Annotated in this window: 18 protein-coding genes; 5 read left to right on the top strand and 13 right to left on the bottom strand. The window is 69.9% G+C overall.

Annotated elements, in window-relative coordinates; translation table 11 throughout:
* The first annotated feature begins 94 nt into the window (after positions 1 to 94).
* Positions 95 to 1513 (top strand): Wzz/FepE/Etk N-terminal domain-containing protein, encoded by a 1419-nt coding sequence (locus ACN6LB_RS28260; protein ID WP_445028343.1) that lies wholly within the window; start codon positions 95 to 97, stop codon positions 1511 to 1513.
* Positions 1514 to 1622: 109 nt separating this feature from the next.
* On the opposite strand, the gene ACN6LB_RS28265 is transcribed toward ACN6LB_RS28260, so the two are convergent.
* The 3 genes from ACN6LB_RS28265 to ACN6LB_RS28275 form a co-directional block, all read right to left on the bottom strand.
* Positions 1623 to 2135 carry an ABC transporter permease gene (locus tag ACN6LB_RS28265; protein ID WP_445028344.1) on the bottom strand — a complete coding sequence of 171 codons (513 nt, stop codon included), beginning with the start codon at positions 2133 to 2135 and terminating at the stop codon, positions 1623 to 1625.
* Positions 2136 to 2259: 124 nt separating this feature from the next.
* A complete protein-coding gene (locus ACN6LB_RS28270) occupies positions 2260 to 2988 on the bottom strand; it encodes an ATP-binding cassette domain-containing protein (RefSeq protein ID WP_445028345.1) in 729 nt (242 codons plus the stop codon).
* 144 nt (positions 2989 to 3132) lie between these two features.
* A complete protein-coding gene (locus ACN6LB_RS28275; protein ID WP_445028346.1) occupies positions 3133 to 4575 on the bottom strand; it encodes an O-antigen ligase family protein in 1443 nt (480 codons plus the stop codon).
* A 350-nt stretch (positions 4576 to 4925) separates the two neighbouring features.
* Here ACN6LB_RS28275 and ACN6LB_RS28280 point away from each other — a divergent pair, with 350 nt between their 5' ends.
* Complete coding sequence (locus ACN6LB_RS28280; RefSeq protein WP_445028347.1) at positions 4926 to 6023, top strand: glycosyltransferase; 1098 nt, start codon at positions 4926 to 4928, stop codon at positions 6021 to 6023.
* Here the strand turns inward: ACN6LB_RS28280 and ACN6LB_RS28285 are convergent.
* From ACN6LB_RS28285 to ACN6LB_RS28300, 4 genes are all read right to left on the bottom strand, one after another.
* A complete protein-coding gene (locus tag ACN6LB_RS28285; protein ID WP_445028348.1) occupies positions 5975 to 7480 on the bottom strand; it encodes an oligosaccharide flippase family protein in 1506 nt (501 codons plus the stop codon). The two genes, ACN6LB_RS28280 and ACN6LB_RS28285, sit on opposite strands and share 49 nt — an antisense overlap.
* 1 nt (position 7481) lies before the next feature.
* The gene (locus ACN6LB_RS28290) at positions 7482 to 8705 is read right to left on the bottom strand and encodes a hypothetical protein (RefSeq protein ID WP_445028349.1); all 1224 of its coding nucleotides are present in this window, start codon (positions 8703 to 8705) and stop codon (positions 7482 to 7484) included.
* Positions 8702 to 9661 carry an LCP family protein gene (locus tag ACN6LB_RS28295; RefSeq protein WP_445028350.1) on the bottom strand — a complete coding sequence of 320 codons (960 nt, stop codon included), beginning with the start codon at positions 9659 to 9661 and terminating at the stop codon, positions 8702 to 8704. The genes ACN6LB_RS28290 and ACN6LB_RS28295 overlap by 4 nt, the downstream gene beginning before the upstream one ends.
* A 74-nt stretch (positions 9662 to 9735) precedes the next feature.
* Complete coding sequence (locus tag ACN6LB_RS28300) at positions 9736 to 12408, bottom strand: polysaccharide biosynthesis protein (RefSeq protein ID WP_445028351.1); 2673 nt, start codon at positions 12406 to 12408, stop codon at positions 9736 to 9738.
* 189 nt (positions 12409 to 12597) lie between these two features.
* On the opposite strand from ACN6LB_RS28300, the gene ACN6LB_RS28305 reads away from it, so the two are divergent.
* Both ACN6LB_RS28305 and ACN6LB_RS28310 read left to right on the top strand, forming a co-directional pair.
* On the top strand, positions 12598 to 13332 hold the full coding sequence (locus ACN6LB_RS28305) for a TetR/AcrR family transcriptional regulator (protein ID WP_445028352.1): 735 nt from the start codon (positions 12598 to 12600) through the stop codon (positions 13330 to 13332).
* Positions 13333 to 13461: 129 nt separating this feature from the next.
* A complete protein-coding gene (locus tag ACN6LB_RS28310; protein ID WP_445028353.1) occupies positions 13462 to 15237 on the top strand; it encodes a glycoside hydrolase family 15 protein in 1776 nt (591 codons plus the stop codon).
* On the opposite strand, the gene ACN6LB_RS28315 is transcribed toward ACN6LB_RS28310, so the two are convergent.
* From ACN6LB_RS28315 to ACN6LB_RS28335, 5 genes are all read right to left on the bottom strand, one after another.
* On the bottom strand, positions 15203 to 15946 hold the full coding sequence (locus ACN6LB_RS28315; protein ID WP_445028354.1) for a class I SAM-dependent methyltransferase: 744 nt from the start codon (positions 15944 to 15946) through the stop codon (positions 15203 to 15205). The two genes, ACN6LB_RS28310 and ACN6LB_RS28315, sit on opposite strands and share 35 nt — an antisense overlap.
* Positions 15947 to 15953: 7 nt before the next feature.
* Positions 15954 to 20291 carry an aminotransferase class I/II-fold pyridoxal phosphate-dependent enzyme gene (locus tag ACN6LB_RS28320; RefSeq protein ID WP_445028366.1) on the bottom strand — a complete coding sequence of 1446 codons (4338 nt, stop codon included), beginning with the start codon at positions 20289 to 20291 and terminating at the stop codon, positions 15954 to 15956.
* A gap of 139 nt (positions 20292 to 20430) precedes the next feature.
* Positions 20431 to 21516, bottom strand: a complete 1086-nt coding sequence (gene galE / locus ACN6LB_RS28325; RefSeq protein ID WP_445028355.1) for a UDP-glucose 4-epimerase GalE — start codon at positions 21514 to 21516, stop codon at positions 20431 to 20433.
* Between the two features lie 14 nt (positions 21517 to 21530).
* Entirely contained in the window at positions 21531 to 21770 is a 240-nt protein-coding gene (locus ACN6LB_RS28330) for a hypothetical protein (protein ID WP_445028356.1), read from the bottom strand.
* A gap of 56 nt (positions 21771 to 21826) precedes the next feature.
* A complete protein-coding gene (locus ACN6LB_RS28335; protein ID WP_445028357.1) occupies positions 21827 to 23146 on the bottom strand; it encodes an MFS transporter in 1320 nt (439 codons plus the stop codon).
* Positions 23147 to 23223: 77 nt separating this feature from the next.
* Here ACN6LB_RS28335 and ACN6LB_RS28340 point away from each other — a divergent pair, with 77 nt between their 5' ends.
* Positions 23224 to 23613 (top strand): MerR family transcriptional regulator, encoded by a 390-nt coding sequence (locus ACN6LB_RS28340; protein ID WP_356135484.1) that lies wholly within the window; start codon positions 23224 to 23226, stop codon positions 23611 to 23613.
* Here ACN6LB_RS28340 and ACN6LB_RS28345 read toward each other — a convergent pair.
* Positions 23606 to 24355 carry an MBL fold metallo-hydrolase gene (locus tag ACN6LB_RS28345; RefSeq protein WP_445028358.1) on the bottom strand — a complete coding sequence of 250 codons (750 nt, stop codon included), beginning with the start codon at positions 24353 to 24355 and terminating at the stop codon, positions 23606 to 23608. The genes ACN6LB_RS28340 and ACN6LB_RS28345 overlap by 8 nt on opposite strands.
* Between the last annotated feature and the right edge of the window lie 196 nt (positions 24356 to 24551).

The raw sequence follows: 24551 nt of genomic DNA on the forward strand, positions 1-24551 counted from the left end.
TGCTGATACCGTATATTTACTGCGTAAACGTACATTTTGCCCCCAGTGTTCTACCAGGTCAAGCGCGATCGGAACCCCCGCACGGAGGCCGTCCATGGATCTCCACGACTACATCGATGTCCTGCGCCGCCGGTGGCGGATCATCGCGGGATGCATCCTGCTGGGGGCGGTGGCGGCCCTCGCCGTGACGGCTCTCATGCCACGCACCTACACGGCGAAGGCGCAGTTGTTCGTCGCGACCAGCGACGGCAACAGTGCCAGCGCTTACGAGGGAAGCCTGTTCACCCAGCAACGGGTCAAGTCGTACACGCGGATCGCCACCAGTCCCGCGGTCCTGGGACGGGTCATCGACAAGCTCAACCTGAACGAGACCCCCGACCAGCTCGCCGGAAAGATCAGCGCCCGGGTCCCGCTGGACACGACCCTGGTCGACATCCAGGTGCAGGGTTCATCGGCCGCGCGCGCACAGGCCATCGCCGACGAGGCCGCCGCCCAGCTCTCGACGTACATCGAGGAGATCGAGAAGACTTCGCCGACTTCCCCGGCCCTGGTCAAGGCCGACGTGGTCGGTGGCTCCGAGCAGCCGACCTCACCGACGAGCCCGCGCCCCGAACTGAATCTGGCCATCGGGCTGTTCCTCGGGACCGTCCTCGGCATCGGATGCGCCGCGCTGCGCAACTCTCTCGACACCAGTCTCCGTTCGGCGGAGGACATCGACACTCATCTGGGTCTCGCGACGATGGGTGCCATCCCCGACGCGAATCACCGGGGCCGCCGGGACGCCGGGCCCGGTGCCGGCACGACGCAGCGGACCGAGGCGTTCAGCCAGCTCCGCATCCATCTGCGGTTCGCCGCCGGCGGGCGTATGCCGAAGTCCGTCCTCGTCGCCGGGGCCCTGCCCGGCGAGGGCCGGTCCGAGACCGCGATCGGGCTCGCGACGAGCGTCGCCCACACCGGTCGGCGAGTCGTACTCGTCGAGGCCGATCTCCGCCGGCCACGCCCCGCACGCGAGCGCGGCCGGGGCACCACCGCAGGCCTCACGGACGTCCTCGCCGGCCGCATCGCGCTCGGCGACGCCCTCCAGAGCTGGGGCGACGACCGCATCCGCATGCTGCCCAGCGGGCCGCTGGCCCCGGATCCGGGCGCGCTCCTCGCCTCGCAGGACATGGGGAAGGTGCTGCGCGCTCTGGAGGCGGAAGCCGACCTCGTGATCGTCGACAGCCCGCCGATCCTGTCCTTCGCGGACGCGACCGCCCTGGCCGCGGAGACGGAGGGCGTGCTCCTTGTCGTCCGCCCCGGAAAGACCAGCCGGGACCAGGCGCGCCGCGCCCTCGCGCGTCTGAAGGGCGTGGACGCCCACGTCCTCGGCGCCGTGCTCGTCGGTACCTCCTCGGGCGGATTCACCGACTGGCATCCGCCGCGGGAAGCGGCGGAGCGGCAGGAACCTGTGGCGTCCGAGTCCCGACCGCTGGCGGCGCACGCCATCGGCCGTGATCCGGCGCGGCAGGAGTAGGTCATCTGCCGCCGGCACGGTCCGTTCACGCAGGCCTCAGCCCTGCTTGCCGTAGGGACGGAGCGCGATCGGCGTGCACACGAAGGTGAGGGCGGCGGTCGCGCCGCCCTCAGCCGCGAGCCGCGCCCGGGACGTGGCTGAGCGGGTTGACGTCGACGAAGGCTCGGAGCCATCCGGGCACGGTGCTCGGCTGGACGAAGACATTGCTCGCGAACGACAGTGGCATCAGCACGGAGTTGGCGATGCTGATGACCACGGCCGGGTCGCGGACAGCCAGGCGACCACGGCCCACAGCAGGGACAGCGAGAGCCCGAAGGCGATGACCAGGGCGACCGCGGCGAGCACGCCCGGCGTCGCTGAGCAGGCCGCCGAGCACGAAGGCACCACGCCAGACCGGCAGGCCACGGAAGCGGTCAAAGGCTTCGCTGCGCACGTCCTGGGCGAGACGGGCATCGCCGTACATGGTGACGATGGCGATGCTCATGGTGACCACAGCGGGCAGCAGGATCCTGAGGTAGTCGCTGGTCGAACTGCTGATGGCGCCGCCGCACAGGTTGGTGAACAGGATCGGGATCGCGGCCGAGTCCACGAGCTGCCTGGGATCGTGCCGGATCTTGAGCATGGCGCGCCTGCCGAGGACGGTCGAGGCGGCGAGTGCTCCGGCGCGGCGGCTTACGCGGCCCGCGGCGAGCAGCGCGTCGATCGGGTCCTCCGCCGCAGCGGGCGCGTGGAGACGGGGGGAGTGCTCATGCGTTCGCTCCCTCGTGGTCGATGGTGGCCTGACCGGTCCGTCGGCCGGTCAGGGTGAGGAAGGCCTCGTCCGGGCTGGGCCGGCCGAGGGAGAGATCGGCGATGGCCACCCCGGCCTCGGCGAGCTGGGTCATGGCCCGTCCCACCAGCCGGCCTGTGTCCGTCGCGTCGGGCGGGCCGGCGAGCAGCATGGACAGGGCGAGCGAGCGGCGGCGGGCTGAACCGTCCCCTGCAAGGCGCCGGCCAGGATCTGCAGCGCCTGCGGACACTGCTCGGCGTCGATGAGCCGCAGGTGCAGGGAGCCCGAGCCGACCCGGGACTTGAGCTGGTCGCTGGGGCCTGCGGCCACGATCCGGCCGTTGTCGATGACCGCGATCCACTCGGCGAGGTGGTCGGCCTCCTCGACGTGGTGCCGGCGGCGGCGACCCGACGGACCCGTCCCACACCTGGTTGCGGCTGCGCGGGTCAAGACCGGTCGTGGGCTCGTCGAGGAACATCAGGTCGGGGGTCACGATCAGGCCGGCGCCCATGTCGAGTCGGCGGCGCATGCCTCCCGAGTAGTGACCCGCCGGCCGGTCGGCCGCACCGGTCAGGTCGAACGCGTCCAGCAGGTCGTCGGCGCGGACCTTGCCGGCGGCCCGGGACAAGCCGTGCAGTCGGCCGAGGATCAGCAGGTTCTCGTATCCGGTCAGGTCCTCGTCGAGGGACGCGAACTGGCCCTTCACCGGCCCCCGACTGGCTCGCCGCCGCCGTCTTCGGGCTTCACACGCCGCCGCGGCCCAGATCGCGAGCGGGCGCCTTACGGCTCAGGAGGCGGAGGCGCTGTGCCTGGAGACCGCACTGCACCTCTGCGGCGGGCAGACCCGTCGCTAGCGCGTGCCGCTGCCCGCCCTCGACTGATGCTGAACAGGTGACACCGCCGGTGGCTGACCGGCGTTGGAACTGCCATGTGTGCGTGCACGCGGTGCCGGGCGCACTCGCCGGCGTGCCGGGACAGGCATCAGGAGTGCGGCGACGAGGATGAAGCTCAGCCAGTTGTAGCCGCTGAATGCCCAGGGGACCTCCGTGGCCGAGGCCATGAGGATGGGAGCAAGTACGCAGGAGGCGGTGAGGAACATCCTGGCGCCGCCGCGGAGCAGTATGTATCCGATCAGTGTCGCGAGCAGTCCGAGGCCGATCAGTCCGCCGGCGTATGCGGTGTCGATCCACTGATTGTGTGCGGAGAACGAGACGGGAGCTTCTCCGTCGCTGTGGAACTGTTGCCACGCCTTGGCGCCGAAGCCGAAGAGGGGGGATTGAGGAAGACGTTCCTGGGCGAGCTCCCAAAGGTATGCCCGCTGGGGTATCGATCTCTGATCGTGCGGCAGGAGCGGTAGAGCAAGGCCGATCAGTGTTACGCCGGTTATCCCGAACGCAGCCAGAATGATCTTTCCTGTGGGCTTTTCGGCGGTGGCTTGGTCGGTATCAGGTGTTCCCGAGCCACTGTCGATGTTCTTGTCATCGGGCAGACTCGGGCGGAGAAGCACGAGGAAGAAGAGGGCGACCGCCGCGGCGGCTGCCGCGGTCCTGCTGCCGGTCGCAACCGACATGAACGCGATGTAGAAACAGATCACGACCCTGGCCCGTCCTCGCAGCGCGAGCCAGACAAAGGGTATGGACAGGGCCATGAGCAGGCCGAACGTGTTCTCGTTGGTGAAGACCCCTCTGAAGAGAACACCGAAGAGGCCGCACTTGTCTTCCCGGCATTCATGCAGGACGCTGCTCGACCGCACCAGTGCCTCGATCCCGCTCAGCACGGCGAGCAGCAGTGAGCAGGCCGCCGCCCCGAGAAAGGCGGACCGTCCGTGTCGTGCGACGGTGGCGGCCAGGAGGACCGCAATCAGGACGAGCTGCTGTGATCCGAAGACCTGGCGTCCGTTGAGTCCGTCGGAGAAGGCGAGCACCGTGACCAGCACGATCGCGATACAGGGCGCGAAATTGGGCTGGGCCCCGCGCAGAAGCCTGGTGACCAGAAAGGCAATGGACACGGCGGCGAGCAGCGCTTCGAGTGAATGTCCGGCGAGCGAGACCCACCCGGGGATCGCTACGACAATGTTCCCCCGGAGGTCGAGGCGTTCCGGCTGGCCGGATCGCGCAATCAGGAGGGCGACGGGCAGGGTGCCTGTGACCCCGACGGCGAACACATAGGTCGACGTGAGATCCCAGTCGCCGAAGGTATGAGCTCTGCGGGCCGCAATCAGGATGGGGATCAGCGCCACCAGGGTGACGATGCCCAGGAGAAGTGCCGTCGAGTGCTGTGCCTGCCACGACATGCTGGGTCCTTCGCATGCTGGTCCGGTTACTGGATGCCGTTGCCCGGGTGGGTTCCTGAGGGCCGCATTTCGTCTCCGTTTACACTGTAAGCGTACACTCCGAGCCGACGGGATGCTCCCCGTTGTCGACTGTCTTCGGTATAGGTGTCCGCCTGGTCGGGTCCAGCCTTGGACTGTATATTTACAATGTAAACATGCATTGCTGAGGGATGCCGACCGAAGCTGGAACGAGCTCCTCCTCGGGAGGGAGGAGGCCCCATTGCCACGGGAACGAAAGGTCCAGTGTCATGCGGTCCAAGCGTGTTTTGATCGTGGCGCAGTTGGATGGATACGCAAACAGCGTCAAGCCCATGGCCATCGAGAAGTTTCTCCGGGAGTGCGGTCACGAAGTACACCTGAAGGACACCAGCTGTCTCGCGCGCGCGTCCGGCGAGCAGGGTTCCCTCGGGAGAATGCTTCCCGGTTCCGTGAGGCCCGAGCGGTTGGCGCTGTACGCGAACGATGTCGCCTCGAAGGTGCTGACCCGCCGGTGGAGTTTTGGGCGCCGGCATCTGTCGTACTACGTTCTCCTGGCGGATCACCATCTGCGCCGTCGCATTCTCAAGAAGGAACTCGAACCTGATCGGTTCGACCTCGTCATAGTCGAGACGCCTTACGACGCTGGGCTGTTGACGACCGGTGTCTCCGCGGAAACCCTCTACGACTGCCCCAACCCCTGGGCGGACGAGGTCTTTCACGAGGGCCGGCTCACCCGGCGACAACACCGGAAGTTCCGTCGCTGGGAGACAGAGTTCCTGGAGTCCATGGACCGTCTGTCCTTCAGCTGGGAATCGTACGGCCGCTACGCGATGGCCCATTACGGCATCAGCGGACGGAATTTTCTGCAGCTCAACTGGGGATGCACTCCCTCGGCACAACGAGCCTGCTTCTCCGACCCGCCGCGCGTGGCCTATCTCGGATCGCTCAGTTCCCGGTTCGTCAACCTGCCGATGCTCGCACGCCTGAGCCGGCAGTACCCCTCCATCGATGTCTACGGAGGCCCACCGCCTGATCCGTCTCTCGGCCTCAACTACCGGGGCTACGCCACACCTGACGTCCTGCAGCAGTACCAGTTGGGGCTGATCACCTGCACCCGGGACCCGATCCGCCAGGAGGGCTTCTCGGCGAAACACCTGCACTATCTTGCGCACGGGCTGCCCGTCCTGGTTCCCGCCTGGCGACGCCACCTCGATCTGTTGCGCGGGTCGGTGCCGTACACCGAGGCGGACTTCGGTGACGTCCTGGGCAGGCTGAGTCAGCGGGCCCAGTGGCAGGCGGTCAGTGACGAAGCGTACGAACAAGCGCTGCGCCTCGACTGGAACCGGACCCTGGAGCCACTGAGGACGCTCCTGGAGAGCCCTCAAGCGGAGGCCCGTGCTCCGCGCGGCAGCGCTGCCCGCATCGCGTAGCGGGCGAGGCGGGACGTCTCCTCCAGCAGGCGACGGTCGACCACGGCCAGGCCGGCCGCGAAGATCGCCACTGCGGAGGCCGCGCCTGCCGCACCGCCCGTCAGATCCTCGCCGGCCTTCACGGTGATCGCCCACCCGAACGACGAAGAGCACAGACCGACCAGGATCGGGGGGAGCAGCGGGCGCAGGAACCTGGTGGGGACGCGTCGCGTGGTCGCCCGGCCGAGCACGGTGGACTGCAGCACCGCGGCGATGAACCAGCCGACTCCGATGGAGGCGACGCCGATCGCCCGGAGCAGGGGCAGCGCGACGAGGGACAACGTGAGCCACTGCGTGATCTCGGCTCGCAGGACCGCGCTGACGTCGCCCACCGCATAGAGGTATCCCTGGGTTGCCACCGAGACGGACCCGCTGATGGCCACCGCCAGACAGGCACCGGGAAGGATGGCGCTCGTGTCGCGCCACTGCTGCCCGAAGAGCCCTGGGATCAGCCCGGGAGCGCCGCCCGCGATCCCGGTCAGCACGAATCCGATGCCCACCGCGGCCATGCCCACGGAGCGTTCCATGAGCGGGCCCACCTCTGCCTTCGCGGCGGTCAGTTTGGACATGGTGGGGAACGACACGCGCCACAAGGTGGTGATGAGCAGGTAAGGAACCTCCAGCACCCTTCTGCCGAGAACCCACAGGCCCAGCGCGGCACTGCCGCCGATCACGCCCACGGATACGTTGAGCGACTGCTCTCCCACGATCCAGGCGGCGTTGACGGCCTGGAAGCGCAGGCCGAAGCCGACGAGAGGCCTGATGAGATGCATGGAGAACCGGGGCCGCACCAACCCCTCCCGGCACGCGAAGCCCATCGCGATCGCGCCGACCACGGCACGGACGACGGTCGCCGTCGCCAGTCCCCACACGCCGAACCCGGCCACCACGGTGCCCACGGCCCAGGCCTGGAAACAGAGGGACTGGAGGAGTTCGACCGCCGCGAGGCGCCGGTAGCGCAAATCCCTCTCCAGCAGGATCCGCCCTGGGAACTGCAGGGCGACGAAGGGCATGGAAGCCACCATGACCGCGGTGACCCAGGCGACTTCACCGAAGGGACAGACGAGGGCCACGGCCACTGCGGTCACAGCGACCACGCCGGTGACCGAGAGCTGGAACGCGCTGAAGGCTCCGAGTTCCGCCGAAGTCGGCGGCTCGGCACGGCGGATGAGCCCCGCGGCCAGGCCGCCATCGGAGATCAGCTGGGAGAAGAAGACCACGGACATGCCGATGGCGACGACACCGAAGTCGTCAGGAGCGAGCACCCGGGCGACCACGACATTGCCGATGAGCCCCAGGGCCATGATGACCACGCCGCGCGTCGCGACGATGAAGACGCCCGAAGCCGCGCGGTGCTTCAGTTCGCCGGGGGACAGCGTGCCGTCGTCCGTGGGGGAGTCATCCGTGCTCTCCCTCATGTCATCCGCCGACCGGGCAGGGCGGTCGATCGACGCGAGGCACGCGCTGCAACAAGGAGTCCAGGGGGAGAAGCGTCCGGTCCCAGGACAGGTGATGTGCCTGCTCGTACGCTTCGTCGCTCTTCGCCTGCCACAGTGCCCTGTCACCGAGCCCGTCGACCACTTGGCGGAAGGTCGCCTCGGTGTAGGTCACCGTGCCGCGCAGGACGTCGACATTGCGCCGCCATGCCGGGACGAGGACGGGCAGCCCATGCGCCAGGTACGTCAGGTGCTTGGCCGAGAACCCCTCCTTCATCAACAGATCCTGACTGCAGGTGATCAGGCCCATCTGGTAGTTCCGCAGGCTGTCGGGTGTGCCGTAGCCGAGGTACCGCAGCCCCAGCTTCGGATCGGGCGGCGGACCTCCGTACACGTCGATCGGGTACAGCGCGGAGAGCCGTGCCAGGAGGGGAAGGTCGATGAAGCGAAGGCCCAGGTGGCCGAGGTAGACGATGCGCGGCGGATCCTCGAACCTGGCCCGCAGGGAGGGGTCGGCAGGTGTGCAGCCGAAGTTCAGTGTCATCAGGTTCCGGCCGCTGAGACCGTACTGCTCCCTCGCGTATCGGGCGTACGACTCCCAGTGGAACGCCAGATGGTCGACGCTCTCGCAGAGACGGATCTCCCGTTGACGGAGCCGGACGTGCTGCCGCTCGGTCACCTTGCCCTGGAGGTGGACGTCGTCCGCCCAGGGCGTGGGGCAGTCGTACATCGTGTGGCTCTTGGTGGCGGCTGTCAGCACCCAGGCGTTGTTCGGGGTCTCGCAGATGACCAGGTCGAAATCGTCGAGGGGCAGCGCGCGCCGCAGAACGGCGCGGCGAATGCGCTGGTCCGCGACGAGGGTGTAGTACGAGAGGAAGTGTCTGCTCCGACCTCCGTAGCGCCTGATCAGCATCGACAGCACCTCGTTCACGTACAGGGCGATCTTCCCGGCGTCGGGGGCCGGCAGCTTTCCGCGGAACCCGGCCGAGGTGGAGGCCCTGCTGAGTCCTGATGTGTCCACCAACCGCACCTCATGCCCGCGTTCCCGCAGGAACCGCGCGATCGCGACGGGCTTGAGGCTGTTGCCGAAACCGTCCAGCTGACCGATGACCAGGACACGCCTGCGTGACTGCGGGCCGACGACGAACTCCTCGGAGCCCGCAGAGAGTGCCGTGGAGTCACCGGACATCGGCCGACGCCCGTTCATGACAGGTCTCCCGTCTCGACCGCACGCCAATGCGCCCGCAGCTTCTCCCGGTTGAGGATCAGCGCGTACTGCCCCCGGATCATCTGCGGATGCACGATCGGCGCGATGCCGAAGTGGGCGTCGGAGGTGTTGAGATGGCGCAGGCCGAGGACGAGGTCGCGCAGATCGGCGTTGGACATGTTGTCGTCGACGCTCACCGTGCGGGTGATCGTGTCCAGCATTCTGGCGATGCCGAGCGGATTGGTGACGCTGATCTCGCCGCGCATCTCGCCCACCAGGCTGCGCAGGAACTGCTGCTGGCGTCGGATGCGGTCCAGCTCACCGCCGGGCAGACCGTGGCGCTGTCGCACGTACGACAGGGCCTCCGTGCCGTTCATGGTGTGGGTGCCGGTCTTGAAGCCGAGATGCTGCTCGGAGTCGTACGAGTTCTCGTGGACGGTGATCGGTACGCCGCCGACCGCGTCGGTGAGGGACTTGAAGCCGTACCAGTCGACGATGCCGAAGTGGTCGATACGGGCGCCGGTGAGCTGCTCGACGGTCTGCACGAGGAGGGCCGGTCCGCCCCACGAGAAGGAGGCGTTGATCTTCGCGGATCCGTGGCCGGGGATGGGAACCCAGCTGTCGCGCGGTATCGACACGATGTCGGCCCGGCGCTCGTCGGCGCTGAAGTGCACCAGCATCAGCGTGTCGCTGCGCTGTGCGCCGTACTGCCACAGTGCCGTCTGGGCATCACGGCCGGTGGTCGGCTTGTCCGAGCGGCGGTCGACACCCGCGAGCAGGAAGGTGGTGCCTCCGGTGTTGCCCGGCGGCTTGTGCGGGCGAGGGCCGCTGGGGAAGGCGTGCGGAATCCTGGCGACCTGGTCGCCGTAGTGGTCCGTTCCCCACCAGACTCCGCCGACGACCAGTCCGGCCAGGGCGAGCACGGCCGTCAGCCCGCAGACGATCAGGGTGCGCACGACGTGGCGCCGCCTCCGAGGTGTCGCCGGCCTCGGCCGTGGCGGCCACGCGGGCCACGAGCGCCGCGCGGACATCAGAAGCCGTCCGGGTAAGGGGCGGTCATGGCGGTGTGCGGCGGCGACGCGGCTGATGCCGGGAAGCCCGGGAGAAGGCCGGCCAGCTCCCGGCGTACGGCAGTGGCGTCGTTGTGCTGCGCCGTGGCGTAGAGGCCCGGGAGCCGCTCCGACAGGGCCCCGCGGCCGTTGCGGCGTCGGGAGGGCGTCGCAGCGAGGATCTGCGGATGCGACGTGCGGGTGTGGCTCTCGTGCCGGGAGAACAGCGTCTCGTTGAGTTTCTCGCCCTGGCGCAGGCCGGTGAAGCGGATGTCCACGTCCGGCACGTTGACCGACTGGGCGAACTTGCGGACCAGGTCCACGATCCGTACCGGATCGTGCATGTCCAGGACGAACACCTCACCGCCCTCGGCCATCCGGGCCGCCTCCAGGACAAGACCGACGGCCTCCTCGATGGTCATGAAGAACCGCGTCACGTCCGGGTGGGTGACCGTCACCGGGCCGCCCGAGCCCAGCTGTTCGGCCACGACGGACAGCAACGAGCCGCGGCTGCCCAGCACATTGCCGAAGCGGACGGCGGTGAACACCGTCCCGGCGGGGGCGCTTTGCTGGGCTTCCTGCACGATGAGTTCGGCCAGGCGTTTCGTCGCGCCGAGCACCGAGACGGGATCGGCCGCCTTGTCCGTGGAGATGAGCACGAACCGCTCGGTGCCGCACGCCGCCGCGGCGCGGACCAGGTGCTGTGTCCCCATCACGTTCGACTTCACGCCTTCGCAGGGATGGCGTTCGAGCAGCGGGAGGTGCTTGTGGGCGGCCGCGTGGAAGACGACCTCGGGTCGCAGCTCGCGGAAGATCTGGTCGATGCGGGGCCGGTCACGGATGTCCGAGATCACGATGTCGTCGCTGAGCAGCGCGTCGCCGTACAGCTCCAGTTGCAACCGGTGCAGGTTCGACTCGTCGTGGTCGAGCAGGAAGAGCCGGCTCGGGCCGAAGGCACGGACCTGCCGGCACAGTTCGCTTCCGATGGACCCCCCGGCCCCGGTCACCAGGACCCGGCGTCCGGCGACCGTGGAGCGGGCCTCGGGGCTGACCACATGGATCTCGTTGCGGCCGATCAGCTGGTGCACGTCCAGCGCGCGCATGTCGCTGCCCGCCACGTCCCGGCGCAGGGCGGCGATGAAGGACGGGAGGTAGCGCACGCTCGCCCCCGTGGCCTCGGCGGCCTCGGCCACCTCCCGGAACCGCTCCGGGCTCAACCCGGGGATGGCCACGACCACCGCGTCGATCCGGTGTTCGAGCGCGGCCGCCTTGGTGTCTTCCAGGTTCCCCAGGACGGGCAGGTCCCCGATGCTCCCGGCGCTCTGCTTGACCGGGTCGTCGTCGAGGTAACCCACCGGGGCCAGCCCGAACTCGGGGGTCCGCGCCAGGTCGCGGGCGAGTGCCTGCCCCGCCTCCCCGGCGCCGATCACGAGGGTGCGCAGTTCCTCGGGCCGCCGCGGGTTCGGAGCGGACGGTGCACTGCGGTGTGGTCGGGCGAGCCGGGCAAGCTCGGAGCAGACCTGGTCGACCATGTCCGCGGTGAGGCCCTGGTACAAAGGCAGCGAGAGCAGTTGGGGGAACAGTTCGTCGGCTCCGGGCAGACCTCCCGGCGGCAGGGTCGTGGACCGGCGGAAGTACGGCATGCGGTGCAGCGGGATGAAGTGGACGGACGTGCCGATCCCGCACTCCGCGAGCCGCTCGATCAGTTCGTCGCGCCCGGTCCCGTACTCCTCCAGGACCCGCACCGGATAGAGGTGCCGGGCATGTGTGCCGCGGGTGGGGACGTCGAGGGGTTCGATCCCGGGGATGCCGTCCAGACCGACCGCGTACCGGTCGGCTGCCGCGTGGCGCCGCCCCTGCCAGTCGGCGACGTGGGGCAGCTGGGCGCGCCCGATGGCGGCCTGCACGTCCGTCATGTTGGCCTTCAGGCCAGCGTCCTCGACCGTGTAGCGCCAGTCGGCGCCCGGCAGGTCGCGGCGCCAGGCGTCGGCGGACATACCGTGCAGGCGTGCGCGGCGGATGCGTCCGGCGATGCTCTCGTCGTCCGTGGTCACCATGCCGCCCTCGCCGATGGGCAGGTTCTTGGTGGCGTAGAAGCTGAAGCAGGCCGCCGCGGAGAGAGCGCCGACGGGGTGGTCGCCCACCGACGTCCCGAGGGCGTGCGCGGCGTCCTCGATGACCAGCGACAGCGGGAGCCGGGCGGCCTCGGCCAGCTCGGCGACCGGCGCCGGAGCCCCCGCGAAGTGCAGGACGATCATCGCGTTGGCGCATCCGCAGGCCCGGGACGCCTCGGCGACCGTGGCCGCGGTGGGCATCCCCGTGCGCGGATCGACGTCCACCAGCACCGGACGAAGCCCGGCGTGCAGGATCGCCTGGGCCGCGCCGCAGAACGTCACCGTCGGGATCAGCACGCGGCCGCCGGCCGGCAGCCGCAGAGCGCGCAGCGCCAGTTCGAGTGCCGCTGTGCAGGAACTCACCCCGACGGCATGACCGGCCCGGACATAGGAGGCGAACTCCTGCTCGAAGAGTTCCGTCTCGTGTCCGGTGGTCACCCATCCCGAGGCGAGAACGCGCTCGGCTGCCCGCCGGGCTTCCGGGCTGATCTCGGTCACGGCGAAGGGCACGCGCGGGATGTGGGACCGATGGACTGTCATCTCAGTGCTCCCCCGCTTCCGGAGCGGTTGGGGGTGTCCCGACGGTGTCGTCCTCTATTGCTGTATATTTACACCGTATACGTACACCTTGCCCCGGTTGCCGCATGCAGTCAAGCGGCGGGGAACACGTCCGGGACAAAGGGCCCCGCCCGCGGTGATGTGGCCCAGACTCATTTCTGGAGGCGAGACATGGCGAAGGAGCAGGGTTCCGGTCCGGCCCGACGCGCCAGCGACCGCGGCCGATACGGCCGGCTGAGTCGCGAACGCGTACTGGCGGCCGCGCTGGAGCTGGTCGACCGCGAGGGGCTGTCGGCGCTGAGCATGCGCCGCCTGGGGGCGGAGCTCGGCGTGGAGGCGATGGCCCTGTACCGGTACGCCCCCAGCAAGGACGCCCTGCTCGACGGTCTCGTCGAGGCCCTCTACCTCGAACTGGAGGACCGTCTGGACTCCGCGCCCGGCGAGCCCTCGCCCCGGACCGCGCGCCCCACGGCGGCGGCCCCCGAATGGCGCACCGGGCTGCAGCGCATCGCGCTCGCGACCTACGAAGTCGCCCTCGCCCACCCCGAGGTCGTGCCGCTGCTCGCCACCCGCATGCTCGCCGTTCCGCTGGCACGGCGCCCCGAGGCCGTCCTGCGCGACCATGAACGCGTCCTGGCTCTGCTCGAAGAGGCCGGCCTCGACGAGAACCGCGCCGCGGCCGTCTTCCGGGCCTTCACCGCCTGGCTCCTCGGTTACGTGTCGGTGGAGCTGCGCGCCATGGTGGACAACCCCGAGGAGTCCGAGCCCGCCTTCCGCCTCGGCCTGCACCGCATGCCGTCGCAGGACTTCCCCCGGCTCCGCGAGGCCGCCCCGGCCCTCGCCGAGCACGGCGGCCCGGAGGGTCTGGCCGCCGGTCTGGACGCCCTCCTCGACCGCTTCGCCTAGCGGGCCCGGCGACGAGTTTCCCAAGGGCCCGCAGGCCGACCGCGCAGTCGCTCCGAACCGTCAGCGCCAGGCACCCGAAACGGGCGTACCGTGGAGAAGCGGCCAAGTGCACGACGGCGTAATCCGATCATGAGTAGACCCATCGAGGATTACGCCCTCCTCAGCGACCTGGAAACCGCTGCCATGATCGGCAGGGACGGGTCCGTCGACTGGCTGTGCCTGCCGCGCTTCGACTCGCCGGCCTGTCTGGCCGCGCTGCTCGGCGCGCCGGACAACGGCTTCTGGCGGGTTTCCCCCGCGGGCGGCACCGTGTGCACGCGCCGCTCCTACCGCTCGGACACGCTCGTCCTGGACTCGGAGTGGGAGACCGCGTCGGGGACGGTGCGGGTGACGGACTTCATGCCCCCGCGTACCCAACTGCCCTGCCTGGTACGGGTGGTCGAGGGACTCACCGGTGCCGTACCCATGCGCAGCACCCTGCGGCTGCGCTTCCACCAGGGCCGGGTGGCTCCCTGGACCCGCGTCACCGACAACTGCACCGTCGCCGTCGCCGGACCCGACTCGGTCTGGCTGGGCGCCGACGGCCCGGTAGAGGAAGCCGGCGACGAGGAGTCCACGGTGTACGACTTCACCGTCACCGCCGGGCGCCGGCTGGCCCTCACGCTGGTCTGGGCGCCCTCGCATCTGACGGAGTTGCCCGCCCCCTTCTGCGTACCCCCGGACACGGCGCTGAAGGAGACCGGGGACTTCTGGCGGCACTGGACCGCACAGTGCCGCTACCAGGGCCCGTGGCGAGAGTCGGTGGTGCGCTCCCTGATCACCCTCAAGGCGCTCACCTACGCACCCACAGGCGGCATCATCGCGGCTCCCACCAGCTCGCTTCCCGCACGTATCGGAGGAGAGTGCAACTGGGACCACCGCTTCTGCTGGCTGCGTGATTCCACCCTCACCCTCTCCTGCCTCCTGCGCAGTGGCTATCGGGAGGAGGCGGCGGCCTGGCTCGACTGGCTCGTCCGCGCCATCGCCGGTGATCCCGCCGAACTCCAGGCCGTGTACGGCGTGGCGGGCCAGCGGCTGCTGCCGGAGACGGAAGCCCCCTGGCTGCCCGGCTACGAGGGATCACGCCCGGTGCGGTTCGGGAACGCCGCGATGGGCCAGTTCCAGCTGGATGTGTACGGCGAGGTGCTGGACGCGCTCTGGCTGTCGCAGCGGTCGGGCATCCCGCTGCCCGAACATGTGTGGTGCCTGGTGAAGGACCTGATGTGCTTCCTCCAGATGCACTGGCAGGACCCCGATCAGGGACTGTGGCAAGTACGCGGTCCCGCACGGCAGTTCGTCCACTCGAAGGTCATGGTGTGGGTGGCCGCAGACCGTGCGCTCGCGCTGGGGGAACGGCTCGGAGCCGAGGTGCCGGGCACCTGGCACTCCATGCGCGACGAGGTGGGGCGGGAGGTGTGCCTGCGAGGCTGGGACGCCGGGCAGCGGTCGTTCGTCCAGGCCTATGACTCGTCCGCCCTTGACGCCGCGGCCCTGCTCATGCCCAGCCTCGGCTTCCTGCCGGCCGCCGACCCACGGGTGCGGGACACGGTGCGTGCCATGGGGGCGCTGCGGCGCGACGGGTTCATGCACCGGTTCGCGTGCGACGACAGTGCCCCCGGCCGGGAAGGCGCGTTCGTGGCGTGTTCGCTGTGGTACGCGCGGGCACTGGCCGCGATCGGTGACGTGGATGAGGCGTACGACGTGTTCGAGCGGGTTCTGTCGATCCGCAACGACGTCGGACTGCTCTCGGAGCAGTGGGATCCGGTCGAGGGCCGTCAACTGGGCAACGCACCACAGGCGTTCAGTCACATCGCGCTCGTCGAGACGGCGCTCACCCTGCAGAAGGCGACGCCGAGACCGCGGTGAGCAGCACCATGCCGGAGTCGCCGTAGTCCGGCAGGGTCGGGTCGGCGTCGATGCGGGTCACCGCGAGCTGCTGCGTGAGGGGGGTGAACACCTCGGTGATGACGTCCGGGTTCACCGGGCAGCCCGGCCACTTCGATGCCGGGCCGATTCGGTAGGTGGGCATGTTCTCCATGAAGGCGGCGACCAGGTGCCCGCCCGGTACGACGGAGCGGGCGAAGCGCCGGCAGAACTCCGTGAACTCCGCGAAGTCCTCGGTGACGCCTTCGGCGACGAAGTGCATGGAGGCGAGACCGTATCCGCCGGACGGCAGAGCCCGGACGTCCTGGTGGACGACGAGGACGCGTGACAGTGCTCGTGCCAGCGTCGTCGGCAGATCCGGGTTGAGGTTTCGGCAGTGCGTGTAGAACGGGAGCCAGCTCGCCTCGGGGGCCCGGTTCAACTGCCTTTGCAGATAGGCGACGTTCGCGGCGCCGGCCTCGACGGCGTCGATGCGGCGGCTCGCGGCAGCGGCGAGCATCAGCGGGTACAGGTTCGGCCCGGCGCCGAACTCGACGGAGCGCTCGATGCTGTCCGGGGCGAGACGGCGGTAGAACGCGGAGTGGTGGGCGATGACGGCGGCGTCGCAGGGGTGCAGCTCGCGGTAGTTCTCCGCGAGATAGTCCGCGACCGGCCAACTGTCCCAGTCCACGTCGTCGTTGAGGGTCGGCATACCGAAGTCAGCTCCCCGGCCGCAGCGCGAAGCGTTCGGAGAGCCGGGTGAGCGTGACGGTGAGCCGGTCGATGTCCTCCTCGGAGTTGAGGGCCGTGATCTGGACGCGGAAGCCGACCCGGTCGCGAGGCACGAGCGGGTGGGCGGCCAAGGTCACGTAGATGCCCTCGTCCCACAGGAACCGGGCGACCGCGTCGAGATCGGACGCCTTCGCCAGGGGGATCTCGATGATCGGCAGTCCGTCCGTGTTGAGGGTGTCCACTCCGAGCGTGTGCAGGTGTCCGAGCACCCGGGCGGTCTTGCGGTGCAGCTCGGCCCGGATGACGTCCCCACGACGGTCGTTGACATCCAGCCCGGCCAGTGCCGTGGCCAGGGACGCCGTGGGCGAGGGGCCCGAGTAGAGGTAGGGCGCCGCGGCCGTTTTGAGGCGGTCCTTGAGAGCGGGTGGCAGGGCGAGAAAGGCCAGCAGCGACGAGTACGCCTTGGAGAAGCCGCCGACGAGCACGATGCCGTCGTAGGTCTCGCCCGTGTGCCGGACGACACTGTTGCCGCGCATTCCGTACGGAGACAACTCGTGCGGCCCGCGCTGGCCGATGACGCCGAAGCCGTGCGTGTCGTCGATGTACAGCGTGGCGCCCCGGCCCCGGCAGATGTCGGCCAGTCGTGGCAGGTCGGGGATGTTCCCGCTCATGCTGTTGACACCGTCCAGACACACCAGACGCGGCGAGGACCGGGGCAGGGAGCGCAGCATCGCGTCCAGCTCGTCGGGCCGTTCCGCGTGGAAGCGCTGCAGCGTCGCGCCCCGTGTCCGGGCGGCGAGCGCGCCGTCGTACACGGTCCGATGAGCCGTCGCCTCGACGAAGACATGTCCGCGTTCCGCCAGCACAGGGATCACGGAGGCGTGGATGAGGGTCGCGGTGGGCAGCAGAAGGGTGTCCTGTGCACCGAGGAGAGCGGCGAGCCGCTCCTCGATGTCGGGGTACAGGCGCGGACTGCCGATCAGCCGTGACCAGCTCGGATGCGTGCCCCACGTGCGCACGGCGGGCTCGATCGCCTCGATGACCTCCGGATCCCAGTCGAATCCGAGGTAGTTGCACGAGGCGAAGTCGATCAGCCAGTGGTCCGCGCTGCGGATGTGACGGCCGCGCACCTCGTCGAGGACCGCGTCGCTCATGGGGCTGGTCCGCCGCAGGTGTTCCAGCTCGCCCGAGCGCGGGTCGCCGCGGGCGCCCGGGGGCCGGGCCCCGCCCGAGACCACCGAGATCCTCTCCCGCCGCCGGGCGCCGGGCGATCCTCTCGCCCCCGCGATGCCTGGTGCCCCGTCCGCCGCCGACGCGAACTGCGTGCCGTCGCGCTGCCGCAGCAGGAACTCGCTCTGCTCCACCGTCATGGGCCGCGCGAAAAGATAGCCCTGCCCGAACCTGCAACCCATGTCGGCCAGCAGATCCCGTTGGGCGGAGTCCTCGATCCCCTCTGCGATCACCTCCAGGCCCAACGAGTCGGCGATGTTGACGATCCCCTCGACGAGCGCGCCCTGCCGGCTGTCCTGGGTGATGTCGCTGATGAACGAACGGTCGATCTTCAGTACGTCGACGGGGAACTCCCGCAGATAGCCCAGCGAGGAGAAGCCGGTGCCGAAGTCGTCGACCGCGATGTGGACCCCAAGGTCCTTCAGCGAGGCCAGCACCGCCTGGATCTGCGCGTCCCGGCCCATCATCACCGTCTCGGTGAGCTCCAGCTGCAGCGACCCCGGGGCGAGACCGGGCGTCTCCAGCGCCTTGCGCACCTGGTCCAGGAAGCCGGTGTCCCGGAACTGCCGGGCGGACACATTGACACTGATGTACGGCGAAGCGGCTGGTTCGGTCAGGCGTTGCAGGTCCACGATGTCGGCGGTGGCGTTCTCCAGGACCCAGGCGCCCAGCGAGGTGATGTGCCCGGTCTCCTCGGCGAGCGCGATGAACTGTTCCGGCGGGACCGGGTCCCGGGCGGCACGCGGCCAGCGGGCCAGCGCCTCGAAGCCGACGACCTCGCCCGCGGTGATGTCCACGACCGGCTGGTAGCGCAACGCGAACTCCTCGCCGGCGATGGCGCTGTTGAGGCGGGCCTGCAGATCGTGGCGCTCCACCATCTGCACCCGCAGCCGGGGCTGGAAGCGGCGCCACTGGCGCTTGCCCGCCGCCTTCGCCGCGTAGAGGGCGAGGTCGGCATGGCTGAGCAGTTCCTCCGCGTCCGTGCTGTCCCGGGCCGTGGCGACGCCCACGCTGGCGTAGACGCTCACGGATTCCTCGGGCAGATTGAACGGCCTGCTCAGGGTCTGGATGACCTGGGCCGCCAGCAGCTCGGCGTCGAGCGGTTCCTTCGCGTCCTCCATCAGCACGGCGAACTCGTCCCCGCCGAGGCGGGCCGCCGTGTCGCTGCGCCGCAGGGTCTCCGAGAGCCGTTCGCCGACGGAGATCAGCAGGTGGTCGCCGGCCGAGTGCCCCAACGTGTCGTTGACCAGCTTGAAGTCGTCCAGGTCGATGAAGAGCAGACAGGTGAGTGTCGATTCGCGCAGGCCGCGCAGCAGCGCGCGCTCGATTCGCTCCAGGAGCAGCGTCCGGTTGGGCAGACCGGTCAGCGAGTCGTGGAAGGCACGCTGTGTCAGTTCCTGTTCCAGGCGGCGCTGTTCGGTCACGTCCCGCAGGGTGACGACAAGCCCGCCCACGGTGCGCTCGTCGCGCAGGTTGCTGCAGCGCACCTCGACCTCGATGCGCACGCCGTCCCGCAGCATCCACCAGTGGTCGTGCGTCTCGGGCTGTCCTCCGCTTCGCATGGCCGCGAGTGCGCGCGCCGCCCGCTCGCGATCGCGGGGGTCCACCAGATCCGGCAGGAGCGCGTTGATGAGCTGCGCCGCACCGAACATGGCCTGCGCGGACGGGCTGGCGTACCGCACCGTGTTGTCGTCCTCGACGATGAGGATGACATCAGAGGTGTCGCGCACCAGCGTGCGGAAGTACGCCTCGCTCTCCTGCCGGATGATCTCCTGGCGCAGTGCGATGCGCTCCATGGCCAGGCCCGCGTGTGAGGCCAGGATCTCCAGCGTGCCGCGCGTCTCGGCGAGTTGCTTCTCGGGACCCGCCGCCAGCAGCAGACCCGGTATTTCGCCCGAGGGACGGTCGGTCGGGCTCATGGAGCACACGAGGGCGGTCGGCGGGTCGCCGAGCCGGGCGGCGATTGCTGGTTCGAGTTCGGTGGAGGCCACCAGGCGTGATCGGTTCGTTGCCGGGCCGGATGCGTGGTCGGGCGGGAGCAGGAGTGTGCCGTGCGGGACCTTGGGCCCGAGCAGGGCGCCGACCGCCCGATGGCAGGTCTCGGCGATCTCCTCCAGCTGCATCGCTGACACGAGGGAGGCGGCCGCCGTGTTCAGTGCCCGTTCCCGTGCCATGGCCTTGCGGTGGGCCACGACCATGCCCGTGAGGCGGAGGATCACCAGCAGGAAGAGCACACCGGAGAAGATCGCGATGACCGCCGCGTCCTGGGCAGAGCCCTGCAGACCCTCGTACAGCAGAATGCCCGGCGCGATCAGGGTGGCCGCCGTGAGCCGCAGCAGCCTGCGTGGTGGTGGCAGCAGGGACTGCCGCCGGTGTGCGGAGGCGGTCAGCTCGACCATCGACGGATGCAGGGCGGCAAGTCCCCAGGCCGTGTAGAAGACGATCCAGCCTGAGTCGACCAGCGTCCCGGCCTGCCAGGACCCGTTGAGCTGCAGAATCCCGTACGCGATGTCGAAGCCGAGCAGCGTCACGGTGCCGAGGACGAGGAGGTGCACGGCGGGAATGTGCCCGGGTGTGGGGCTGGGCGCGAGCAGACAGGCCAGGAGCGCGAGCACCAGTACGTCGCCCAGCGGGTAGGCGATGCTGATGGCGCGCTGCTGCCAGGTCATGCCTTCCACCTGCGTGAGCGGTTGTACGAGGAACACCCACACCGGCAGGGCGAGACCGGCGGTGAAGATCAACGCGTCCAGCAGGCTCGGCAGGTCGCGGCCCACCCATCGGTACCGGATGAGGCCGAAGAGCCCGGCGGCGAGGAGTGGGTAGGTCGAGAGGTAGAGCGCGTCGGCCGGGGACGGGAAGGGGTTGGCCGCGTTGAAGTACTGCTCCATGACGTTGTAGTACGTGTCTCCCGCGGCGAACGTGAGCAGTCCGCCCGCGAGCAGCCACCAGGGCCATGTGTGCGCGGGGCGGTGCAGGACGACGCCGGTCGACAGGGCGAGGACGCCGGAAAGTCCTATGACGGCCCACAGGGGCGCGCGGGCCGTGGGGACGGTCATGTAGACGATCGTGGCGACCGAGACCAGCACGACGTACATGGCCGTCAGCCGGTGCACCCGCAGCAATGGCACGCGCCTCCCCGTGTCGGAGGACACCGGGCCGTCCGCTCGGTCCGGCCCTTCGTAGATCGTAGGCACCGGCGGTGGACGCCTGCATCTCGTGGCAGGCGGGGCCCGGTCACTCCTTGGGGTTCGGGCGCCGGGCGGAGCCGGCGTAGCCCTCGGGGTTGAGCTGCTGGAAGCGCCAGGAGTCCCGGCATATGGCGGCGAGGTCACGGGCGGGACGCCAGCCCCAGGCGCGGGCGATGGCGCTCGCGTCGGCGACGAGTTCGGCCACGTCGCCCGGGCGGCGCCCGACGACCTCGTACGGCAGGGGTCTGCCGCACGCGTCACCGAAGGCGTCGATGACCTCGAGTACCGAACTGCCCCTGCCCGCGCCGAGGTTGAACACCCGCAGGCCCGGCCCGTCGGCGAGGTGGTCCAGGGCCAGTCGGTGTGCCTCGACGGTGTCCACGACGTGGAGGTAGTCGCGGATCGCCGTTCCGTCGGGCGTCGGGTAGTCGCCGCCGAACACGCTCAGCCGCTCCCGGCGGCCGATGGCCACCTGTGCCACGTACGGCATCAGATTGTCGGGCGTGCCCCGCGGGTCCTCACCCAGCAGCCCGCTGGGGTGGGCGCCGGCCGGGTTGAAGTAGCGCAGGCAGAGCACGGCGAACTCCGGGCAGCGGCGGCAGACGTCGGTGAGGATCAGTTCGCAGAGCCACTTGGACATCGCGTACGGATTGGTGGGGCGGGCGGGCGTCGCCTCGTCGAGTGCCCCGCGACCCGCGTCCCCGTAGATGGAACAGGAGGACGAGAACACCAGTTGGTGCACCTGATGGGCGTGCATGACGGACAGCAGGGCGATGGTGCCCCCGACGTTCGTGTCGTAGTACTCGACGGGCATCCGTGTCGACTCGCCCACGGCCTTGTGCGCGGCGAAGTGCACGACGGCGTCCACTGAGTGTCGGTCGAAGACGGCCGATAGGGCGCGCCGATCACGGATGTCCAGCTCGTAGACGGCACCGACGAAGCGTCCGGCTACCCGCTCCACCCTGGCGTAGACCTGCGGTGTGCCGTTGGAGTAGTCGTCGACCACGATCACCTCGTATCCGTGGTCGAGGAGTTCGACGCACGCGTGACTGCCGATGAAGCCCGCTCCGCCGGTGACGAGGACCGTCGACGGACCCTTGACGGTCCGTGCACGGGACGACTTCGCATTCACGGTGGCCACCCCGCTCAGGACGGCGGCAGAACGGGACGTTCGGCCGCGTGGGCAGCGACCGTGACCCGGGGCTCCGAGGGTGCGCGGGTGGTGGCGTCGGGGACCGGCAGCAAGGAGATCGCCGACGCCGGGCCGACCCGGCGCAGCCTCGGAGCGAGGATGAAGGTCGTGGTGGGCACGCTGGTGAGCAGCGAGGGGTGGCGCTCCACCGGAGTCGGATCGGTGGAGACAGAGGCCGCATCCCCGTGCGTCATGGGACGAGGCTCCCCTCGTGAGTCACTGCGTGAACCGTGGTGCTGACGTTGTATGTTTACGACGTATATGTACGACTGTGCTCCTCTGGCCCTCCTGCGTCAAGTGGAGGCATGTACCCGCTTGGAAGGGAGGGTGCGGGAATGTCCGCCGAGGGCGCGTCCGGCGCCTGATCCTCGACGGGGCGGCGCGCCGGAAACGCCCGACGACGCCCGGCGAGCACGACACCCAGCGTGCCCGCGACCAGCGGCAGCGCCGTCCAGGGGAGACCCGCCGCCCCCGCCCCCTCCAGGACGAGGCCGCCCGCGAACGACCCCGCCGCGATGCCCGTGTTGTAGACCGTGGTCTGCAGCGAGGTCGCCAGGTCCGCGTGGACGGGACCGGAGGCGTCGATCAGGGCGGTCTGGATCAGGGTCGGCGCCCCGCCGAAGGCCGCGCCCCACAGGGCGACCGCGCCCAGCAGGACGGCGGGACTGCGCGCGGCGAGACCGAGCGTGAGCATTGCCCCGGCGATCACCGCGAGCGTCGCCAGCAGGGTGGGCCGCAGATGCGCGTCGACCAGGATGCCGACGATCCAGATCCCGACGACGGTGGCGAGCCCAAACACCACAAGGACGAGACCGGTGTGGTCGAACCCCACATGCTTCGCGAACGGGCCCACGTACGTGTACATCACCTGATGGCCCAGCAGCAGAAAGAGTGTGACCGACAGGATGGGTGCGATGCCGGGGAGGGCGGCGACACGGCGCAGCGGTACGCGCGTGCCGGCCGACTCGCCGGGGAAGTCCGGGACCTGCCACCGCACCCAGACCACGAGCAGGGCGGCGAGCACGGCCGGCAGGGCGAACGCGGCGCGCCAGCCCAGGGCGCCGGCGAGCACGGTGCCGGCGGGAACGCCCAGGGACAGGGCGAGGGTGATGCCCGCGAGGACGACGGCGATCGCCCGGCCGCGCCGCTCGGCGGGCACCATGCGGGCCGCGTAGCCGACGAGCATCGCCCACAGCGTGCCGCCCATGACGCCGGCCGCGAGCCGGGCGGCGAAGGTCAGCGCGTACGACGTGGAGAGCGCCGTGACGGCGTTGCAGCAGGCGAAGCCCACAAGAGTGCCGATCAGCACCCGGCGGCGCGGCAGTCCGCGCAGCACGGCCGTGAGCGGCACCGCGGCGAGGAAGGAGGCAAGCGCGTAACCGGTCACGAGAAACCCGACGCGCCCCTCGGAGACGCCCAGGGCCGGCGCCATCCGCGGCAGCAGTCCCGCCGGGAGCAGTTCTGTCATGACGGCCGTGAAGGCCGCCGTGGACAGGGCGAGCAGCCCGGGCCACGGCAGTGCGGAGGTGTGGCGCAAGGCGGTGCCCTTGGCCGTAGGTGCGGTGGACATGGCACCATGCTGGAACCTTCACATCAGTGTGAAGGCAAGCAGCATCCCGGAACGCCACCGCAAGCCCGTGGAGAGCCATGAAGATCGGTGAACTGTCGCGCCGCACAGGCGTCCCCACCAGGATGCTGCGCTACTACGAGGAACAGAACCTCCTGCACCCCGAGCGCGCCGAGAACGGCTACCGGGAGTACGGCGAGTCGGCGGTCGGGTGCGTACGGCAGCTGCGCGGACTGCTCGACTCCGGCCTGACCACCGAGATCATCCGCGCCATTCTGCCGTTCCTGTCGGACCCCGGCGAGATCCATCTCCATCCCGAGTGCCTCACCCCGGAGACCGCCGCGTTGCTGCGCGAGGAAATCGACCGCATCCAGAGCCGCATCGACTGCCTGGCCCGCAACCGGGACGCGCTGCGCTCCTATCTCGCGGCGGTCCAGCCGGGCGCCGGGGGAGTCGGGGCGGTCAGCTAGCCAGTTCCCGCGCGCGCTGGGCGGCCTCGCGCACCGAACCGCGGTGCACCGCGCCGTGCCCCGGCAGCAGCACGTCCGCGGCGAGGGACTCGATACGGGCGAGTGACGCGAGGGCGGCCGCGCGCTCGGTGTCGAACATGGCCGGCAGCAGTTGCGGTCCGCGGGTGCGTGCGGTGGGGTGGCCGCTGACCAGGGCGTCCCCGGAGATCACGATGCCGGCGTCCGGCAGGTGGTAGACGCAGTGGCCCGCCGTGTGCCCCGGCGTGTGCACCGGCACCGGTCGGCCGGGCAGATCGAGCGGCCCGGGGGCGGGAAAGGGCGCGGGACGTGTCATGCGGACGTCCGTCTTGCCGCCCGACCGCAGCGCGTGCACCGCCCACGGCAGCACTCCGGGCCGCCAGGCCTCGCGCAGCACCCGGCCGACGGTGACCTGGTGCAGGAACTCGCGGCGCGCGTGCGGGAGTTCCTCCTCGTGGAGATGGACGGGGACGCCGTAGGTGCTGCTGAGGTACTCGGCCGAACCGAGGTGGTCGTTGTGCGCATGCGTGATCAGCACGCCCGCCAGGGCTTCGGGCGCGTGGCCGAGAGCCTTCAGCGACGCGAGGACCTCGGCGCGGTCGCCGGGGTAGCCCGTGTCGATCAGGGTGACGGCGCCGCCCTCGGACAGGACGATCCAGTTCGTGTTGCTGCCGTGCACGAGATGGACGCCTTCCGCGGCCTGGACGATGGCCTCTTCCCGCATGTCCTCTCCCTCTTCCCGGAACCTGTGTACGTGCCTTCAGGAAGGTAGTTGATCCCCGACGGCACGCGGTGACCGGGCCCCTGCGCAGCTGCGGGGACGGATGCGTGCGGAGGTGTGCGTATGGATGCGCGGAGACGTATGCGTGGATGTGCGCCGAGAGGTGACCGAAGCCGAACGCCCTTTATGGAAGCGGGAC

Source organism: Streptomyces sp. SAS_270, from assembly GCF_052543295.1.

Coding starts and splice junctions, on each gene's coding strand:
- ACN6LB_RS28260 (WP_445028343.1), top strand. CDS start 95: ATGGATCTCCACGACTACATCGATGTCCTGCGCCGCCGGTGGCGGATC.
- ACN6LB_RS28265 (WP_445028344.1), bottom strand. CDS start 2,135: ATGCTCAAGATCCGGCACGATCCCAGGCAGCTCGTGGACTCGGCCGCG.
- ACN6LB_RS28275 (WP_445028346.1), bottom strand. CDS start 4,575: ATGTCGTGGCAGGCACAGCACTCGACGGCACTTCTCCTGGGCATCGTC.
- ACN6LB_RS28280 (WP_445028347.1), top strand. CDS start 4,926: ATGGCCATCGAGAAGTTTCTCCGGGAGTGCGGTCACGAAGTACACCTG.
- ACN6LB_RS28285 (WP_445028348.1), bottom strand. CDS start 7,480: ATGAGGGAGAGCACGGATGACTCCCCCACGGACGACGGCACGCTGTCC.
- ACN6LB_RS28290 (WP_445028349.1), bottom strand. CDS start 8,705: ATGAACGGGCGTCGGCCGATGTCCGGTGACTCCACGGCACTCTCTGCG.
- ACN6LB_RS28300 (WP_445028351.1), bottom strand. CDS start 12,408: ATGACAGTCCATCGGTCCCACATCCCGCGCGTGCCCTTCGCCGTGACC.
- ACN6LB_RS28305 (WP_445028352.1), top strand. CDS start 12,598: ATGGCGAAGGAGCAGGGTTCCGGTCCGGCCCGACGCGCCAGCGACCGC.
- ACN6LB_RS28310 (WP_445028353.1), top strand. CDS start 13,462: ATGAGTAGACCCATCGAGGATTACGCCCTCCTCAGCGACCTGGAAACC.
- ACN6LB_RS28315 (WP_445028354.1), bottom strand. CDS start 15,946: ATGCCGACCCTCAACGACGACGTGGACTGGGACAGTTGGCCGGTCGCG.
- ACN6LB_RS28320 (WP_445028366.1), bottom strand. CDS start 20,291: ATGTACGTCGTGCTGGTCTCGGTCGCCACGATCGTCTACATGACCGTC.
- ACN6LB_RS28330 (WP_445028356.1), bottom strand. CDS start 21,770: ATGACGCACGGGGATGCGGCCTCTGTCTCCACCGATCCGACTCCGGTG.
- ACN6LB_RS28335 (WP_445028357.1), bottom strand. CDS start 23,146: ATGTCCACCGCACCTACGGCCAAGGGCACCGCCTTGCGCCACACCTCC.
- ACN6LB_RS28340 (WP_356135484.1), top strand. CDS start 23,224: ATGAAGATCGGTGAACTGTCGCGCCGCACAGGCGTCCCCACCAGGATG.
- ACN6LB_RS28345 (WP_445028358.1), bottom strand. CDS start 24,355: ATGCGGGAAGAGGCCATCGTCCAGGCCGCGGAAGGCGTCCATCTCGTG.